Raw genomic sequence first — 19,681 nt, forward strand, 5'->3', positions numbered from 1 at the left:
GTATTGCGACAACGGATGCAGGCAATTACAGTGTGACGGTCAACGGCATCTGTGCCACTCCAGTCACCAGCGGCAACGCGGTCTTGACCGTGAACACCGCTCCGGCCATCACCGCACAGCCTGTAGCCAGTCAGGCATTGTGCGAAGGTGTTCCGGCCTCGTTCAGTGTAACGGCAACGGGAACTGCGTTAACGTATCAATGGAGAAAGAATGGTGTTAATATTGGAGGAGCAACCTCATCGACTTATACGATCCCCAGCATTGTTACTGCGGATGGAGCAACATACACCGTTGTCATCAGCGGCACTTGTACACCACCCGTAACCAGCACTGCTTCTGTTTTGACCGTGCGAGAGTTGCCGGAGATACTGGCCGACCCCGCCAGTCAAACCGTATGCGAAGGCGCGCCGGTAACCTTTAGTGTGAATGTTGGGGTGACGACCAATCCGACCTATCAGTGGCTTAAGAATGGCTCGCCTATCGGTGGAGCAACCAACCCGACCTACAGCATCGCGAGTGTTGTCACGGCGGATGCCGGTAATTATAGTGTCACGGTCAACGGTATCTGCGGCAGCCCTGTCACCAGTGGCAACGCGGTCCTGACGGTAAACACATCACCCGTTATCACCGCACAGCCCGTGACCACTCAGGCACTGTGCGAAGGAGTACCGGCCTCGTTTAGTGTAACGGCAACCGGAACTGCGCTCACGTATCAATGGAAGAAGAACGGCGTCAATATCGGAGGCGCGACTGCGTCTACCTACACGATTCCCAGCATCGTTACAGCAGATGGCGGAACCTACACCGTCATGATCAGCGGCACGTGTACACCTCCCGTAACGAGCAATGGTTCTGTTTTAACCGTGCGGGAGTTACCTGAGATCCTTGCTGGTCCTGCCAGCCAAACGGTATGCGCGGGTGCTACGGTAACCTTCAGCGTGAATGTTGGCGTGACCACCAACCCCACCTATCAATGGCTTAAAAACGGTTCGCCCATTGGCGGTGCCACCAACCCGACTTACAGTATTGCAAGTGTTACCACAGCTGATGCAGGCAACTATAGCGTGACCGTCAACGGCATCTGTGGAAGCCCGGTCACCAGTGGCAATGCCGCCTTGATCGTGAACACGTCACCCGTAATCACAGGTCAACCGATAGCAACGCAGTCCTTGTGCGAAGGTGTTCCCGCTTCCTTTACCGTAACAGCCACCGGAACTGCGCTCACCTATCAATGGAAAAAGAATGGGGTCAGCATAGCAGGGGAGACCGCTGCCACGTACACCATACCCGCCATTGCTACGGCAGACGGAGCAACCTACACCGTAGAGGTAACGGGCACTTGTGTGCCGCCGGTAACCAGCACGGCATCGGTACTGATCGTTCAGGAGAATCCCGAAATTATTGCGGGCCCGGCTGGCAAGACAGTCTGCGTAGGAACCCCGGTTACGTTCACCGTTAATGCAGGCGTCACCACATCGCCCACCTATCAGTGGAATAAAAATGGGTCCCCGATAGGAGGAGCGGTCGCATCCACATTCACCATACCGGCGGCCGCCCTGACGGACGCTGGCAACTACACCGTCACCGTAAGTGGCACCTGTGCGCCGCCAATCACGAGCGCGATTGCCGCTCTCAATGTCAATCCTAATCCCAACGCCTCGGCGGCTGACGCTGCCATCTGTAGTGGTCAGACAACCAGCATTGCCATCACCAACCCCAACGGAGTTCCTGGAACATCTTTCACCTGGACCGTTCAGAGCGCCACCAATGCAACCGGTGCTTCTGCCGGAAGCGGCAACCTGATTAGCCAGTTGCTCACCTCTACGGATGGTGTGAACCCTGGCTATGTAACGTATCTGATCCTGCCCACCAGCGGAGCAGGATGCAATGGCTCGACCTACGCCGTGAACGTCACGGTTAAACCGGTGCCGACGGTGGCCGCTTCGCCGCAAATCATTTGCTCGGGTTCTTCCACCAGCGTTCTGATCACCAACCCCAACGGAGTTTCGGGTACGACCTTTAGCTGGACTGTGGTGGGAACCACCAACGTTACGGGTGCTGTTGCCGGCAATGGCTCCATGATCAGCCAGATCCTGACTTCTACAAATGGTATTACGCCGGGAAGTGCCACCTATCGCATCGTCCCCAGCGCCGCAGGTTGCTCCGGAAACTTTGTTGACGTGACGGTCACCGTGAATCCCAAACCGGTCATCACAAACTCGCCCACCTCGCTGGTACAGGAAATATGCAGTGGCACGCCGCTCAACTTTTTGCCCACGTCCACGATTGCTGGAACGACCTACACCTGGACGTCGACCGTTGTCGGCGCGTTGACCGGTGTGTCGGCCAGTGGGAACAACGCCATCACGGATACGCCGGTAAATACTTCGAACGCCACAGGATTCATCATCTATGACATCACGCCTGCCTACGCGGGTTGTAGCGGCACCAAGGTGTCGTACGTGGTGATGGTGAAACCCATACCCGACGTTTTTGCATCGCCTCAAACCATTTGCTCCGGATCGTCTACGTCCATTGCGATCACTAATCCCAACGGCGTGACAGGCACGACCTTTACGTGGACAGTCTTCGCCAGCACAAATGTTACCGGTGCCGCCGCGGGTTCGGGCAGCCTGATCTCACAGGTTCTCTCCAGCACCGATGGCATCAACACCGGATCGGTCACCTATCGCATCACGCCGATGGCCAATGGCTGTCCAGGCATACCCTTTGATGTCACGGCGACGGTGAAACCTGTACCGGTGATGACCAACCCGGTAGCGAGTTTGTCGCAATCGATATGCAGCGTGCAGCCTCTGAGTTTTGTTCCATCGTCTACCATAGCAGGGACTACGTTCACCTGGACCGCCAGCATCACCGGCCCGATCGATCCCTTGACCGTCACGGCCAGTGGCGCGGGCAACATCACCGATGCCCCGAAGAATACGGGTAATGTCGCCGGCACTGTCATTTATAGGATCGTGCCGCATAACAATGGTTGCGCGGGAACGTCGATCGACTTTATTGTAACCGTGAATCCGCTACCCTCGGCCACCGCAGCGAACGTGGTGATCTGCAGTGGCGGAACAGCGCTGATCAATATTTCTCCTGCCCCTCAGAATGTGGCGGGAACAACTTTTCAATGGACGGCATCTCCAACAGCCAATGTAACGGGCGCCGCTAACGGCAACGGATCGGTGATCAGCCAGATGCTGAGCACCACCAACGCCTCGCAAGGAACCGTTACGTATGCTATCACGCCGACCGCCAATACGTGTGCCGGCCCCGTCAAATTTGTGACGGCTACCGTCAACCCAGTGGCTACCGTCAATGCAGGAGCGGACTTTGACGTTTGTGAGCCGGTCACGATTCCCGTGACAGGAACCTTGGGAGGAAGCGCAACGAGTGGCACATGGACCATCGTTAGCGGCGGTGGAACGATCTCCTCTTCAGCCGTGAGCGGAACGACCGTGACGGCTACCTATACGGTTATTGCTGGCGATATTGGAAACAACGTTGTGTTGCGACTGACGACCAACGATCCCGACGGCCCCGGCGTAGGAGGTCCTTGTACCGTGGTATCGGATGACGTTACGATCGGCGTACATCGCAAGGCCCGCCTGACCTTACCTGCGAATTATACCGTTTGTGAACCGGCGATGATCAACCTTACGGGAACATTGAGCGGAAGCGCCACATCGGGTCTTTGGAGCAGTGTTACCTCGAATGGAACGCTATCGGCCACCAGCGTCACCGGCACCACGGTGGCCTCGAACTATGGCGTAGTGCTTGCCGATGTGACCAACACCCTGACCTTCCGTCTCACCACCAATGACCCCGATGGATCAGGACCCTGTCTGGCGGAATATGCCGATATCAGTATTCATGTCAATGAATCGGCAAAAGTCAATGCCGGTGTTGACTTCCCCGTTTGTGAAGATAAGATTGTGAACCTCGCCGGATCGTACAGTGGCACCACGTCGATGGTGACCTGGAGTGGCGGCAGCGGCGCTGCGCAGTTCTCGAACGTGAACAGCCCCACGTCAACCTATACGCTGACGCCCGCCGACATCGCTGCCGGTGGCATCACGCTGACGTTGACCACCAACGATCCTGACGGCGCCGGACCTTCTGGTCCCTGCGGTCCTTCTTCCGACCAGGTGTTCATCAAGATCAACAAGCTCCCCGAGGTTAGTTTTGCAAACCTGAAACCGCAATACGCCGAAAACAATCCCATTGAATTGTTGGATGGCTTCCCGAAAACAGGTGGTGTAGGCATCTTCACCGGACCCGGTATTATCGCCGGTACCGACCAGTTCAACCCGGCTAACGCCGGCTATGGTCTGATCACCATCACCTATACCTTCACGGACGCCAACACGTGCCAGAATTCGTTCTCGAGAAATACTATTGTGAACCCGGTGACCACCATCGATTTCAGCATCGAGAACCAGTCCACAGATGTGAACGGATTACCGCAGATTTGTGCAGAGTCGGGCTTGCCGCGATTGATCGGCTATCCGTCGGTGAACGACCCGACCTCCAAGAGTCCAACGTTTTTCTCCAGCACCAATCCAATGATCCAATTGCGGATCAGTTCGGTGACCACGGGTACGACAACGGAATTTATGCTCGACACGGATGGTCTTCCCGCAGGAAACTATCCCATCAGCTACACCTTTACCAACACGCTGAACGCCACCACCACATTGACCAAGTCCATCACGGTGTTCTCGGCGCCCGTGGCAGATATTACGATTTCAAGCATCTGTATTGAATCGCAAGTCACGTTCTCTGATAATTCCACGATCCCCAACAACACGTCCGGAGGCAACATCATTTCCTATGAGTGGATCTATGGTGAAGGTGGTAACGGAAACGACGGGGTGACACGCAATCCGGTTTACCAGTATCAATCGCCAGGACTTAAGACCGTGACCTTAACGGTGACTACCGATCAGGGGTGCTCCAACACGGACGAACAAGATCTTCGCGTCGGCCCTGTGCCGGTCGTAGATTTTACATCGACAAAATTCTGCAGCGGTTTGGAGACCACAGAATTCAAAGATGCCACACAAACCGGAGGCTTCAGTTCCATTGTCCATTACGATTGGGATTTTGGTGACGGCGATGTGATCAGCGGCCCCACGGGAGCTCTCGTGACCACAGGAGGAAAGAACTCCGGCACCTACACCGATCCGAATCACCGCTACGATATCTTCAAGGTCTATGATGTGCTGCTGACCGTCCAAACCAACGACGGTTGTACGGCCGCGAAGAAGAAGAAAGTATTTATTCTCGACTATAACATACCCAGCCCGACCGCAGGGTACAGCACTGATTTCTCCAGCGGCCCCGGTTCATGGGTAGCGTTGACCAGCACCCTGCCGGCCTCGGATACAAGCTGGATCTTCGGACCGCCGACGGGTGTAGTTAAACCTTCAGCCCCCGGGCACAATGCCTGGTGGACCGGCAAGAACCAAAACTCCACTACGGATTACAGCACGTATTATAAAAACGAAAACTCTCAAGTGATCGGACCGTGTCTCAACCTTGAAAAATTGAAACGTCCTATGATCGCCATCAACTATTGGTCGGATGCCCAGATCGGCTTCGACGGTTGCGTGGTGCAATATTCAGTGGATGGAGGCAGCACCTGGGAAACCGTCGGCAACGCCGATGGCTATGGAATCAACTGGTACAACAAACGCGATGTGTCCAGCCAGCCGGGTGGGCAAGACAACTTTGCATGGTCCGATTCAAGCAAGGTGTGGCGCAATGCCCGCTTCAACCTGGACAAGATCCCCGTCGATAAGCGTGCGCTGGTGGTATTCCGTATTGCGTTTGCCAGCAACGACGACAATGACAATGATAAAACTCCCTACGGAGGATTTGCTTTCGACGAGATCTATATCGGGGAGAAGAACCGCAACGTGCTGGTGGAACATTTCACGAACGACAATTACGGACCGTCCAACCTGTCCGATCAAACGCTCCAGGATATGTATGACGCGGAGATGGCGGAAAGAGATTCGTCCGACTTCATCCTCATGCAATATCACCTGTCCACGCCGGTGGTCGATCAGTTGAACAAGGACAACGCGGTGGACCAGCAGGCCCGCGCCCTCTTCTATGGCGTTTCTGAACCACCCACCACCCTCATGGACGGTATTCAGGGCGATTACTTTAATACGAATTTTAATGGCGCCTACGACAAGATCACGCGCGACGAGATCGATCGTCGTTCGCTTGAAGATCCGTTGTTCAAGATCGAGATTGACAGCGTGCATGAAACCGGCGACGACACCCATATGCGTCCCCGGATAACCTACACCTATTCGAATGCAAAGAATCCTTTATCGGAGCCCGTCATCCTGCAATCGGCCCTGCTGGAGAATGGAGTGAATGGCAATGGTAATGTGCTGCGCAAGCTGCTGGATAAAACGGAAGGATTCGTCGTCACGCATTCGTGGAACGATGGCGATACCGAGCTCCGCGCGCCCGACTATACACTGGACGTACCCATCGTCGACCCCGATAATTTGTATATCGTGGCATGGGTGCAGCAGAAGAATGCGCCCCGCCGCATCCTGCAATCCAGGATCGTGAAGACGAGCCGCAAGAAAGGCATCATCGTGGTCGGTGTGGATGATCCGGTGATGGCCGAGTTGAACGGGTTGAACATCTATCCCAACCCTGCCAAACATCGCCTGAACATCAGCACGGACATTGCGCTGAAAAAGGACTACACCTGGAAGATGATCGACCAACGTGGTGTTACCGTCCTTTCGGGTAATCTCCAACGGAATTTCTCGGATGGACCTCAACAGGTAGACGTGAGTGGATTGCCTAACGCCATCTACATCATGTCCATCCAAACCGGTGACTCGTCGGTGATCTATAGAAAAATTGCTGTCATGAATTGAGTTCGGAAGCGCGGGATAGGGAATGATCCGTTGACCTATCCCGGTAGCGCTTCACGCGCCAGCTCGGGGAGAATGAGGTCGCATTGCCGGATAAAGTCAGCGACCACGCGCGGCAGTTCGTCCAATTTGCTCAATTGCTTGCTGTTCTCTTCAATGAACAGAATGTTGGTGCGCAGCGCGTTCAATCCCATCAAAGTAAACGACGGCTTGATCTGGTGTGCCAACCGCGCAAGCTTCTCCCAATCCAAACTTTCGACGGCCGCTTTCATGTCCACCAACACGGGAGGGATGGTTTGGGTGAAGGTGAGCACCATCTCGCGGATAAACTCTTCGTTGTTGCCCGAGACCGAGCGCAGGTATTCCAGGTTATAGGCTTTGGGCTTGGTCGTGTTCTTCTTCTTGGTTTTTTGAAGGGGCTGGATCCTCAGTTCCTTGAAGAGTTTCCGGTAAAGATCATCGGGGGTGAAGGGCTTGGGCAGATAGTCGTTCATGCCGGCGGCGATGCACTTCTCTACATCGGCTTTCGTGGCATTGGCTGTGAGGGCAAGGATGGGAATGTTGCTGACGGGCGGGTCCATCATGCGAATGGCTTTGGTGGTCTCGTAGCCATCCATGACCGGCATCTGGATGTCCATCAACACCACGTCATATTCCTGGTTCTTGATCTTCTCCAGGGCCACCAGCCCGTTCTCGGCCGTGTCGGTAAAACATTGCCAGTTCTTCAAAATGCTTTTTGCATACAGCCGGTTGATATCATTGTCTTCCACCAGCAGCACATAAAGCTGTGACGCATTTACTTCTTTTAATGCTTTTTCATTTTTGGGTGAGGTCACCGAAAAGGAGTTCACTTTTCCCACGGCGTAAGGCACCAGCACAATGAATGCCGAGCCGACATGTTCTTTGCTCTTCACCGTGATGCTGCCGTTCTGAAGCTCCACCAACTGCTTCACGATGGTGAGCCCGAGCCCGGTGCCGCCATATTTTCGGGTCACGCTGGCATCGGCCTGGCTAAAGCTTTCAAAGATAGTGTTCAGCTTTTCGTCGGGGATGCCCACGCCGGTATCGATCACTTCCGTGCGCACCCAGCAGATGCCTTTCTGTTCGCGTTCCAGGGTGCAAATAACTTGTATGGAGCCGTTGTGCGTAAATTTAACCGCGTTGCTGATAAGGTTGATCAACACCTGGTTCAGACGCACGGGGTCGCCCAGGAGGATCTTGTTGAGCTTTTCATCGATCTTATGTTCCAGCGTGATCCGCTTTTCGCGTGCCTGGTAGGTGAAGGTGCTCAGCAGGGACGGCACGAGATCGTTGAGGTTGAACGCAATTTTCTCCAGCCGCAATTTGCCCGATTCGATGGCCGCCAAATCGAGGATGTCGTTGATGATCACCTTCAGGTTTTCGGCGGAGTGGCGTATAGCGTTGAGGTAGGTTTCTCGTTCCTCGGGACTTGGATTCTGGCTCAACAGGTTGGCCATCCCGGCAATGCCGTTGATGGGTGTCCGGATTTCGTGACTCATGTTGGCCAGGAATTGTTCCTTCGCCTTTTGAAGTCTCACCAGCTCGGCTTCGTCTTCTTTGCGCTGGGCGATGTCGCGACAGTCGAGAATGAACCCGTCGAGACCTTCCTTGTGCTTCAGGTTGATGGCGTTGAATTCCAGGTAGCGATAGGAGAGGTCCTTGCAAAGAAATTGGAACTCCACATTTTCGGAGTAGGCGCGCTTCTGGCTTTTTTTGAATTGTTCTTTCAGGTCCTGGACCGTCGACGGCAGGATGTAGTCGAAGAAGTTTTTGCCGATGAGGCTCTTCGACCGGTAGCCCAGCGTCTCGTGAACCGAGGCGTTATGGTAGCGGATCTTTCCCGTGAAATCTACAATGAAGATGATATCCGATCCATCTTCTACCACCGCCTCATAGAAGGCGCCTTTGTTCACATAGTTCTGAAGCTTCATGCCATAGGTCTAAATTCCTGCTTCTTCCATTTCTTTCAAATAGCGATACAACGACGATTTTCCGATATCCAGTTTCTTGGCGACTTCCAAAACGTTGTTGTCGTATTTGTTGAGGAAATGGCGAATGATGCGGTACATGAATTCCTGCATGGTCATTTCCTGGTAGAGGAACGATTCCATACGGGCCGTACTGTTAAAGCTGATGTCTTGCGGCCGGATCTCCTGGTCTTCGGCCATCACAGCCGACAACTCGATAATCGATTTTAGCTCGCGGATGTTCCCGGGGAAGGGATATTGCATCAATTTTTCCTGGGCCTCGGGCGTGATCTTGAACTTGCGCATCTGGTTTTCTGTGGCAAACTGATCCAGGAAATGCTTGGCCACCAGCAGCACGTCGTTGCCACGTTCGCGGAGGGGAGGAAGCACGATGGGCAAGCCCAGCAAGCGATAATATAAATCCTCCCGGAAACGTCCGCCCTTAACTTCCTCGGCCAGGTCCTTGTGTGTGGCGGCGATGATGCGCACGTCCAGCTTGATCACCTGGTTGCCGCCGATGCGGGTGACTTCGCGTTCTTGTAAGACGCGGAGCAGCTTTGCCTGGAGGTTCAAATCCATTTCGCCGATCTCGTCCAAAAAGATGCTGCCGCCTTCGGCCTCCTCGAACTTGCCGATCCGGCGTGTAACGGCCCCGGTGAAGGCCCCCTTCTCGTGGCCAAATAGTTCGCTTTCAATCAGTTCCCGGGGGATGGCCGCAATGTTCACGGCCACAAACGGTTTGCTTTTTCGCTTTGAATTATAATGTATGGCCTTTGCGACCAGCTCCTTACCGGTGCCGGTTTCGCCCGAAATGCTGACGGAGATATTGGTTTGGACCGCTTTTTCCAGCAAGGCGAACGTGCGCCGTATCGCCGGACTGGTGCCCACAATGCTTTTTTCGAATTCGTATTTTTCTGAGATCTCCTTCTTCAGGTGGTCGATCTCCTTGATCAGGGAGGTCTTGTTCCGGGCGTTGTTGATCGAGTTGAGGAGGCGCTCTTTGGTCTCGTGATCTTTGGAGATGTAATCGTATGCGCCGGACTTTAACAACTCTACGGCTGTGTGGATCTTCTCCTGCGCCGATACAATAATGACGTTGATGTTGGGGTCGTGACCGCGGATCTGGCCCAGCACTTTTTCGCCCGGCATGTCCGGCAGGGAATAGTCCAGGGTGATGATCGCGGGGTTTTTATACAAGTTTGCCAGGCAGTCCTTGCCGGTTGTATAGTATTCCACCTCGTAATCCGGATTCAGTCCCAGGACGTATTTGAGGAATTTTGTGTAGGCGGGGTCATCTTCAACAACAAAGATCTTAACAGGGTCTTTTTCGTACATGATCTACGGTCAGGTTAAATAGTACATTCTCCGCTCATGGCTGAAGCCGGTTCATTTCCTTGCCTGGCTTCTTAAAAAAATGGAAATCCATACAATATATGTCATTGGAGATAAACGGGGGCAATTCGTGAAAAGAAAAATTTGGAAATCGGCTTGCTTTGAGAAATTTTGATTAGCTTTTATGATAGGTGTCATGGTAAAAGGATTCTCTCGTCTGAACGACTCGGAAATGGAGCTCATGCTCAAAGCTCCCTTATTGGTATGTATCCTCATCGCCGGCGCCGACGGTGATATCGACCGCAAGGAAATCCGGGAGGCCATCAACCTGACCCAGTCGCGCCAGAAAGGCGACACGGAATTGACCAGCTATTTCAAAGAAGTTTCCCAGGATTTTGAAGACAAACTCAAGATCCTCATCCAAAGCTATCCCTACGAGTCCACACAACGCACCCCCTTGCTCATCCAGGAATTGGGGCAGATCAGCGCCCTGTGGAAGAAGATCGATAACGCCTTTGCCGTCCAGCTATACAAGGTCCTGAAGGAGCTGGCCGCAAAAATAGCGTCCTCGTCCGGCGGCCTGTGGGGCATGAACAAGGTCAATGCCGAGGAGGCCAAGCTGCTGCAGCTGACCATGATCAGCGACCCTTCCAAAAATTAATTTTCGTCTTCCCGGCCTTTTTTTCATTTTCATTTCGAAGCAATTTTCATCTTTGCAATTGTGGCGAAAAGCCGGTTGCATATGGCGTCAGATACTTCGGTGATTGGTAGTTCGGTAGTTCCGTTTCGGCTGGTTTTTCTGATGTGGGCTGCTTTTTATGTGGAGGTGATGTTCGGGGTGCCCCTGAGGCAGTTCGGCATCGTGCCCCGCACCTTCCAGGGCCTGCTGGGCATTTTCCTGGGACCCTTGCTTCACGGCAGCATCCTCCACCTGATCTCCAACACCATCCCGCTTTTGTTCCTGGGCGCGGTGCTTTTCTTCTTTTATAACCGCATCGGCGCGCAGGTATTCTTTCGCGGCTATTTCTGGACCAACATCCTGGTGTGGCTCTTCGCCCGGCCGGCCAACCACATCGGCGCCAGCGGCCTGGTCTATGCCCTGGCATTCTTCCTGATCTTCTTCGGCATGTTCCGGCGCGATTTCCTGTCCCTGTTCATCTCCATCGTGGTGCTGATCCTCTATGGCAGCGTCTTCTATGGCGTGTTGCCCACCGACCCGGAGATCTCGTGGGAGTCGCATTTTGCCGGGGCGTTGGTGGGTATCGGTTCGGCCATTACCTTTAGCAAGAAAAAGAACGTGAGTTGATATGGATGCCAGTGTTAAGAAAGTATTAACCGACCTCAAGGCCCGCAAATATGCACCGGTCTATTTCCTGCAAGGGGAGGAGACCTTCTACATCGACCTGCTCTCCGACTACATCGAGCAACACGCGTTGTCGGAGGCGGAAAAAGGATTTAACCAGGTGATCGTCTATGGCAAGGACGTGACCATGGCGACCATCCTCACCCACGCCCGCCGCTTTCCCATGATGGCCGAACGGCAGGTGGTGATCGTGAAGGAGGCGCAAGACATCCAGGACCTCAACAAAGACATCGGCGGCAAGTTGCTGCTGGACTACCTGACCAAGCAGGTGCCCAGCACCGTGCTGGTGTTCTGCCACAAACATAAGTCGCTGGACAAACGCCGCGAATTGGGCAAGAAGATCGATCAGCTGGCCGTGACCATTACCACGAAAAAGATCTACGAGAACCAGTTGCCTGAGTTTGTGTTGGAATACACCAAGGACAAGAAGATATCGATCGACGATCGCGCGGTGCAAAGCCTTTGCGAGTTTGTGGGCAATGATCTCCATCGCCTGGCCAACGAGATCGATAAGATCATCATATCCCTTCCGGCAGGGGAGAGTATTTCCGGTGAGCGGGTGATGAATCAGGTGGGTGTGAGCAAGGAGTACAATATTTTTGAACTTCAAAAAGCGATCCTTCATCGCGATACATTACTGGCCAATAAGATCGTGAACTACTTCGAAAGCAACTCCAAGAAGAACCCCATGATCCCCGTGGTGGCCTATCTCTACTCGTTCTTCAGCAAGCTGCTCATCGCTACGCAAGCTCCAGATAAGAGTGAGAAGGGACTAGCTAGTGAACTGAAAGTGAGTCCGTATGCTGTGCGTGATTACAGCTTGGCTTTACGTCAATATCCACCCCAAAGCATCATCGACAACATTGCGTCGTTGAAAGACGCCGATCTGAAGTTGAAAGGCGTGAACACCGGGTCCGCTGACGAAGGACAAATTTTCAGAGAGCTGGTGTGGCGTCTCATGCACGGGGCAAGTGCATAATTGCACCACAAATTTGGACAATCACACCTTCCCGCATTACCTTTAAGTCCATGCAATTTGGGCAGCGGACAATTTTTTCAACTTATTTTTTTGGTTCTTTATTTGCAATAATTTTTTTGCAACGCTGTTTTACTCACAACTCATACACACGTGTAATGTACAGATTTACGATTCTCTCTGTTTTTGTCTTTGGCAGTTATGGACTCTTCGCGCAGGATCAGCTTTCTCAAAACAAAGTAGAGAAGCTCTACCGCCGCGGCACAGAGTTGGTGAATCATGCCAACTATGGAGCCGCTCGCCAGGTGTTCACCGACTTTCTCGCCCAGGCATCGCCCACCGATTCGCGCAGGAGCGAGGCCGAATACTACGTCGCCTTCAGTGCCCTCAGCCTGGGACACCGCGATGGCGAAAAACTCATCGACGACTTTATCGACCACAACCCCTCCAGCCCCAAAGCCTCGACTGCGTATTACGACCTGGCCAACTTCTTTTATGGAGAAGGCAACTATGTGAAGGCTTCGAGCTATTTCAAAAAAGTGGACTTCCCCGCGCTCACCCTGGACCAGCAAAGCCAGGGACATTTTAAGTGGGGCTACAGCTATTTCAACCAAAAGAAACTCGACGAAGCGCTGGAGCAATTCAACTTTGTGAAACGCCTCAGCAACGCCTACACACCGGCCTCCAATTACTATGCGGGTTTTATCGAATACTCCCGGGGCAAATACGAGGAAGCCCTCTTCGACCTGAAGAAGGCCGAGAGCAGCCCATCCTATGCCAACATCGTTCCTTACCTGATCGCGAACATTTATTACAAGCAAGGGCGCTATGACACCGTGATCGAATATGCCAACACCCTGAAGGGACGCTCGGACCTGGGCAATGCCAACGAGATCGCCATGCTGGTAGCCGAAGCGCAATACTATAAAGGCGATTACAAAAAGGCGCTGGATTCGTATCAAAAATACCTCGACAACAATGCCAAGCCGGAGACCGGGGTGCTCTTTCGCGCCGGCTATGCCAACTACGCCGCGGGCAACACCGCCAAAGGTATAGAGTACCTGGACAAGGCCGCCGCCGCCAAGGACACGGTGAGTTATTATGCATCCTATTACCTGGGCATCCTCTATCTGAAACAAGGCAACAAGCCGTATGCCCTGAACGCCTTCAGCTACGCCCGCAAGAACCCGAAAGATGAAAAACTCGCCGAGGAGAGCTCGTTTCAATACGCCAAAGTATCCTACGACGCAGGCAAGCCCGATCAGGCCATCGATGAGTTTGAACGCTACCTGAAGACCTACCCATCCAGTAACCACACCGTGGAGGTGAAGGAGTTGCTGGCGCAAGCCTATGTGAATGGCAACAATTTCAACAAAGCGATCGAATACATCGATGCATTGCCCAGCCGGAACCAATACATCAACCAGGCCTACCAGAAGGCGGCCTATCTGAAAGGCTCCGAGCTCTTCAATAAGGAGGAGTATGAAGAAGCGGTGACCTATTTTAAAAAATCACTGGAGTTTCCCATCGACCCCAACTACGTGGCGCTGGCAAGCTTTTGGAGCGGAGAGGCGTTTTCCATTGGAAAGCAGTACGAGGAGGCCGCCACAAACTATTTGCGCGTCGTTGGATTGGGGGGAGCAGTAGACCCCGACGTGTTGCTGAAGACCCGTTATGGATTGGGGTATGCCTACTTCAACCTTCAGACCTACGACAAAGCCCTGTTTAGCTTTAAAGAATTTGTAAACAAAGGCAACAAGACCACCACCAACTATGCCGACGGCGTGATCCGCCTCGGCGACTGCTATTATGGGAACCGTCAATACGACGACGCCCTGGCCAACTACAACAAGGCGCGCACCCTCGGCTCGACCGATAGCGACTACGTGTTGTTGCAGTCGGCCATGATCAATGGCATCCAGCGCAAGTATGCGGAGGCGCGCACCCAGTTTGGGGACCTGATCAAAAACTATCCCAAGTCACAATACCGGGATGAAGCTGTCTTCCAGCGGGCACAATTTGAGATCGAACAAGGCAACTACCAGGCGGCCGCCGATGGTCTTTCGCAGCTGATCCGCGAAGGCACCAACTCACGCTTCCTGCCCTACGCCTACATGCGCAGGGGAGCATCCTACTTCAACCTGAAACAATACGACCGCACCATTTCGGACTACACGGCCGTGATCAATAAATTCCCCGGTCACCCCGCGGCACAGGAAGCCTTACTACCTCTGCAGGAAGTGTTGAGCACCGCCGGCCGCTCGGCAGAGTTTGAGAAGTACCTGGCCCAGGTGAAACAATCCAGTCCCGACAACAAGGGCTTTGAGAACATCGAGTTTGAAACGGCGAAGAACTTCTACTTCGACCAGCAATATCAGAAGACCATCAGCAGCTTTACCAGCTACCTGGCGGCCTATCCACAAAGCACGAAGATCCCGGAAGCACGCTACTACATGGCCGAGTCCCATTACCGTCTGAAGGACCTGGACAAGGCGCTGCCCATCTATCGCGAGTTGAGCAATGACCCCACGTTCACCCAAGCCAACAAGACGATCGCCCGGGTTGCCGACATTGAGTTCAAGCAAGGCAAATACGATCAGGCCGTAACATCCTTTCACCGGGTGGAGCGGGTAGCCGCGAGCAAGAAGGATCAATACAATGCCTGGTCGGGACTGATGGAGTCTTTCTACCTGCTCGGTCAATACGATTCGGCCGAAGTGTATGCGAAGACCATCCTGGAGCGGGGTAACGTGAACGCTGCAGCACAAAATAAGGCTTCGCTGTACCTGGGTAAAACGGCCATGGCGCGGGGTGATCTCGAGGGAGCAAAAGATGAATTCCTGAATACCCTGAACTCGGCGCACGACGAATTTGGCGCCGAAGCCAAATACTCCCTGGCGCTCATCCTGTACCAACAGAAACAATACAAGGCGTCATACGAAACATTGGTGAGCCTGAACAACGACTTCTCCTCCTACCAGGATTGGGTAGGGAAGTCCTTCCTTTTGCTGGCCGACAATTTTGTGGCCATGGACGACTTGTTCCAGGCGAAGGCTACTTTGCAGTCGCTCATTGATAAATTCCCCCTGCAAAGCGTGAAAGACGAAGCGCGTCGCAGGCTGACGCAACTGGATCAGAAAGAAGCCGAAAAACAAAAACAGCTCCAGGCCGATACCCTGGACAACAATCGTTAATCATTTTTTGCGATGAAGAGCAACAACATGCACGTAAGACATACAAAATCACTTTGGAACATCCGCCTGGGAGGCTTGTTTGTAGCCGGCCTCCTCTGTCACTATAGCGTGAGCGCACAACAAGGCACCACGCCCAAAAAGGATTGGGAGAAAGAAGGGGAGATCGAAGACGTGGAGATCGAGATCGTGAACAAACGCGAGATCACGTTGCCCAAGGCGAACCGGAATTTTGAAAAGATCCCGCCGCGTCCAGCCGAAACCATCAAGCCGCCGATCACCTATGACTTCCGGAGCTTTAGTGTGCAGGCGCCCCCCATCAATCCACCGATCAAGCCCCTGAAGCTGAAAGTAGAAAGCCCTTCGAATGTATACGGTGGCTATGTGCGGGCGGGATTTGGAAATTACGTTTCGCCGTTGCTGGAAGCTTACTACAACACGCGACGCGACAAGAACAAGCTGGTGGGTGCACACCTCTACCACAACAGCTCCGACAGGGGACCCGTGGACGGACGCAATTCGGGCAGTGGCTCCACGGGCTTATCGGTTTTCGGAAAGTCATTTAGCAATGCTATCGCCTTGTCGGGCAATGCCGGATTTGAGAATCGCACTACGCACTTCTACGGTTACAAGCCGGGCACAGAGGTGGACGCTGCCTCGATAAAACAATCGTATAACCTCTTCAAACTCGGCGGCGAGTTGACGAATGCAACAAACGCTGACTTTGCCTACACCCTGGGGGCCTCGTTCAGCCACATGGCCGACAAGTACAAAGCCCGCGAAACAGAGGTAGACCTCAATTTCAGATCGGCCTATAAGATCGATGAAGACTCCCGCATCGCCATCAAAGCCGACTATTTCATGATCAGCCGCAAGGACGAGAAGGTAGAGGCAAAACCCCGCAACTTGTTCCAGGTAACGCCGACATACGAGTTCAAGGTCATAGACGACCTCAAGCTCAGCGTAGGCTTCGTGGCTGCTTTTGAGAACGATTCGATCGACAAGAAGAGCACACACGTCTATCCCGACGTGAAAGCTTCCTATCCCTTGAGCCCTTCCGTGGAGGCTGTGGCCTACCTCAGTGGCGGCATGGAAAAAGTGTCGCTGCAATCGCTGAGCAACGAAAACATCTGGCAGGCACCGAACGTGCCGGTGTTCCACACGAACAAGACGTTCGACTTTGGCGCCGGCCTACGCGCCAAAGTGGGCAACAAAGTGTCGGCCCACGCCGGTCTGGCCTTCACGAACCTGAAGAACTGGTATTACTTTGTGAACACGACAACGGATGTCTCCAAGTTCACCACCGTGTATGACATCGACGGCACGAAGCGTACAAACTTCTATGCGGCCCTGAGCTATGCGCAATCTGAAACCGCTAAGTTCATGGTGCGTGGAGATTATTACAGCTACGCCGCGGGTAGTGTTGCCGAAGCATGGCATCGTCCCACCTATAAGCTTACGGCGAACGCTTCCATCAACGTGTATGACAAGATCCTTTTCAATGCCGACCTCATCGCGCAAGGCGGCATGAAGGCATTGGATCCCGAAACCAATAAAGCCGTATCCCTGAAAGGAGCGTTCGACCTGAACCTGAAGACGGAGTACTTGTTCTCACAGAGCTTCTCGGCCTTCGTGCAGTTGAACAACATCACCTCGAGCAAGTACCCGTTGTTTCTCAACTATCCGGTGCGCGGGTTTCAGGTCATGGCAGGGATCACGTGGAGCTTTTAGAGGGGGTTGGGGGTAGTTGGCAAGCGGGGCATATTTTGTAACCGTGAAATTTTCGTTTATTTTTGTATAATTACCCTGTTCCATCAACCCTTAACGCCCAGAACATGGCTAGAAGAAAAAAGACTACTGACGAACAAGTACCCGAGAATACCGATAATACCGACGATACCTTTGGCTTGCCCGAGGTAGACTATGAGCCATTGAAGCGCGACACGCCTCCCGAACCCGAAGCCGTCACGCCGGAACCCGAGCCCATCACCCCCGAACCCGAACCACTTCCCCAAGGCGACCTGCAGGACACACCTCCGCGCTTTGAGGAATTTGAACAACAGAAATTCAGCGACACCGAATACGAAGAAGAACGCCCCGCGGCATGGCCAAAGGTGCTAGGCATATTGTTGTTGCTGGCTGCCATAGGAGCTGGCGTATGGTATTTTGGCTATGAACAACCGAAGTTGAAAGCTGCCGCAGAAAAAATTGCACGCGAAAAACGGGATGCAGACGACGCCAGAAATAAACGCATCACCGACAGTCTGGCAAACGTAGAAGCAGAGGCAGCACGCCTCAGGGCAGAAGCCGAAAAGGCAGCAGCCACTCCCGCTGCGGGAACTATCGAAACGTTGAGCGGTCGCACAGGACGCTACTATGTTGTAGTGGCCAGCTCCATCGACGGAGATTTGATTATGGACTTCGCCAAGAAACTGGCCGCCAAAGGCACCGGCTCCAAGATCATCCCGCCGTTTGGTAAAACGAAATTTCACCGCCTGGCAGTAGCCGAAGCCGACACCTATGCCAACGCCCAAGGCACTGCCGACGGCATGAAGGGTGGCGACTATGGCGACAAAGTCTGGGTTGTAAAATATTAGCAGCCTTTGCCGACAGGTATTCCAATACGTGTCGGCATTGATTTTTTAAACTGGTCTCTGAACGTATCCGCCACACCAGAGCGTTATCAGAGACACGATCGGTCTGAATATGAAAGCACGAGAAGAAGAAAGCAAAAACCGGGTTATCGCCTTTTTCACGACAACGGGCATACAGGTGCTTTTGATCGTTTTGTCCTTTTTCATCATCGGATGGCGCGCTCCCGACCCGCCGTGGGAAGTGCTCGACCCGGGAGGCATCGAATTGAATTTCGGGATGGACAAACAGGGCTATGGCGATGTTCAGCCCACTGAACCCATCGGCAATAACGGGGACCAGCCCGAAGATGCGAAACAACCTCAACCCGAGGAGACCATAGCAGCCGAAAAACAACCTGAGGTTCGCGAAGAACCAAAACCTGCAGACACCAAGGCCGCGGACGAAAAGATATTGGCGAGCAAGGACGAAGAAAGCCCGGTGGCTGTAAAGGAAAAGAAAGAAGAGGTCAAGGAGAAAGCCAAAGAAAAAACGGAAGAGAAAAAGCCGGAGGTTAAACCTGAGACCAAGCCTGAAGTGAAGGTCGAACCGGTTAAGCCCAAAGTAGATTCAAAGGCCGTATACACGCCGCCCAGCAATAGCAGCGGCCAGGCAGAAGGAGACAATGCCGGCAAGAAGGAAGGCAAGCCTGGTAACAATGGCGACGACCCAGGCAAGACTGGTGATAAAGGAAATCCCCAGGGAACATTGGATTCGAAAGCCTTGTATGGCTCCCCAGGAAGCGGAGGCGGAACCGGCGGAGGAACAGGGATCGGCCTGGAGCTATCCGGGTGGGCCTGGGACGAGAAACCCAACCCTAAGACGCCAAATAACGAAACCGGCCGTCTCGTGTTTGAGATCGAGGTGGACCAGGATGGCAACGTGATCAAGGTGACACGCCTCCAGAGTACCGTGAGTGCAGAAGCTGAACGGATCTGTCGCAATGCCGTACAAGATCTGACCTTCAGTAAGACGGGAGCCAACGTACCCGACAAGTCCGTGGGCAAGGTCACCTTCGTGTTCCGGTCCAAATAAGGCTACGGGTATGCAACCCCGCTACATCGAATTCATCCACGACGTGCTGATCACCCTGCACCAAAACATCCGCGAGCTCAAGGAACGCCGGGGCTTTGCCGATCCCGAAGAACTTACTCACATCGAAGGCAAGTTGCTGGCCTACCAGGAAGTGCTCGCCATCCTTCAATCCAGTGCCGACGAGTTTCATATTCCCCGGGAAGAATCCGGGCTTTGAAAATACTGGCGTTGCATAAAAGCAA

11 protein-coding genes are annotated in these 19,681 nt (G+C 53.5%); 9 read left to right on the forward strand and 2 right to left on the reverse strand.

Going from position 1 to position 19,681, the window contains the following annotated elements; all coding sequences use genetic code 11:
• Positions 1-32 precede the first annotated feature (32 nt).
• On the forward strand, positions 33-6,926 hold the full coding sequence (locus BUB30_RS00005; protein ID WP_221408648.1) for a PKD-like domain-containing protein: 6,894 nt from the start codon (positions 33-35) through the stop codon (positions 6,924-6,926).
• 35 nt (positions 6,927-6,961) lie between these two features.
• On the opposite strand, the gene BUB30_RS00010 is transcribed toward BUB30_RS00005, so the two are convergent.
• Together BUB30_RS00010 and BUB30_RS00015 are read right to left on the reverse strand one after the other, a co-directional pair.
• Positions 6,962-8,875 (reverse strand): PAS domain-containing hybrid sensor histidine kinase/response regulator, encoded by a 1,914-nt coding sequence (locus BUB30_RS00010; protein ID WP_073129679.1) that lies wholly within the window; start codon positions 8,873-8,875, stop codon positions 6,962-6,964.
• A 9-nt stretch (positions 8,876-8,884) separates the two neighbouring features.
• Positions 8,885-10,246 carry a sigma-54-dependent transcriptional regulator gene (locus BUB30_RS00015; RefSeq protein ID WP_073129681.1) on the reverse strand — a complete coding sequence of 454 codons (1,362 nt, stop codon included), beginning with the start codon at positions 10,244-10,246 and terminating at the stop codon, positions 8,885-8,887.
• Between the two features lie 193 nt (positions 10,247-10,439).
• On the opposite strand from BUB30_RS00015, the gene BUB30_RS00020 reads away from it, so the two are divergent.
• The 8 genes from BUB30_RS00020 to BUB30_RS00055 all read left to right on the forward strand — a co-directional run bounded on the left by BUB30_RS00020 (position 10,440) and on the right by BUB30_RS00055 (position 19,656).
• The gene (locus tag BUB30_RS00020; protein ID WP_073129683.1) at positions 10,440-10,904 is read left to right on the forward strand and encodes a hypothetical protein; all 465 of its coding nucleotides are present in this window, start codon (positions 10,440-10,442) and stop codon (positions 10,902-10,904) included.
• Between the two features lie 81 nt (positions 10,905-10,985).
• Entirely contained in the window at positions 10,986-11,549 is a 564-nt protein-coding gene (locus tag BUB30_RS00025; RefSeq protein WP_245804006.1) for a rhomboid family intramembrane serine protease, read from the forward strand.
• 1 nt (position 11,550) lies between these two features.
• On the forward strand, positions 11,551-12,585 hold the full coding sequence (gene holA, locus BUB30_RS00030; protein ID WP_073129685.1) for a DNA polymerase III subunit delta: 1,035 nt from the start codon (positions 11,551-11,553) through the stop codon (positions 12,583-12,585).
• 155 nt (positions 12,586-12,740) lie between these two features.
• The gene (locus BUB30_RS00035) at positions 12,741-15,776 is read left to right on the forward strand and encodes a tetratricopeptide repeat protein (protein ID WP_073129687.1); all 3,036 of its coding nucleotides are present in this window, start codon (positions 12,741-12,743) and stop codon (positions 15,774-15,776) included.
• 12 nt (positions 15,777-15,788) lie between these two features.
• Positions 15,789-17,504: a porin family protein gene (locus BUB30_RS00040; RefSeq protein WP_073129689.1), complete on the forward strand. Its 1,716-nt coding sequence runs from the start codon at positions 15,789-15,791 to the stop codon at positions 17,502-17,504.
• A 104-nt stretch (positions 17,505-17,608) separates the two neighbouring features.
• A complete protein-coding gene (locus tag BUB30_RS00045; protein ID WP_073129691.1) occupies positions 17,609-18,370 on the forward strand; it encodes a hypothetical protein in 762 nt (253 codons plus the stop codon).
• A 109-nt stretch (positions 18,371-18,479) separates the two neighbouring features.
• Positions 18,480-19,439 carry a hypothetical protein gene (locus BUB30_RS00050; protein ID WP_073129692.1) on the forward strand — a complete coding sequence of 320 codons (960 nt, stop codon included), beginning with the start codon at positions 18,480-18,482 and terminating at the stop codon, positions 19,437-19,439.
• Between the two features lie 10 nt (positions 19,440-19,449).
• On the forward strand, positions 19,450-19,656 hold the full coding sequence (locus BUB30_RS00055) for a hypothetical protein (RefSeq protein ID WP_073129694.1): 207 nt from the start codon (positions 19,450-19,452) through the stop codon (positions 19,654-19,656).
• Positions 19,657-19,681: the final 25 nt, after the last annotated feature.

Source organism: Chryseolinea serpens (genome assembly GCF_900129725.1).
GTDB classification, from domain to species: Bacteria; Bacteroidota; Bacteroidia; order Cytophagales; family Cyclobacteriaceae; genus Chryseolinea; species Chryseolinea serpens.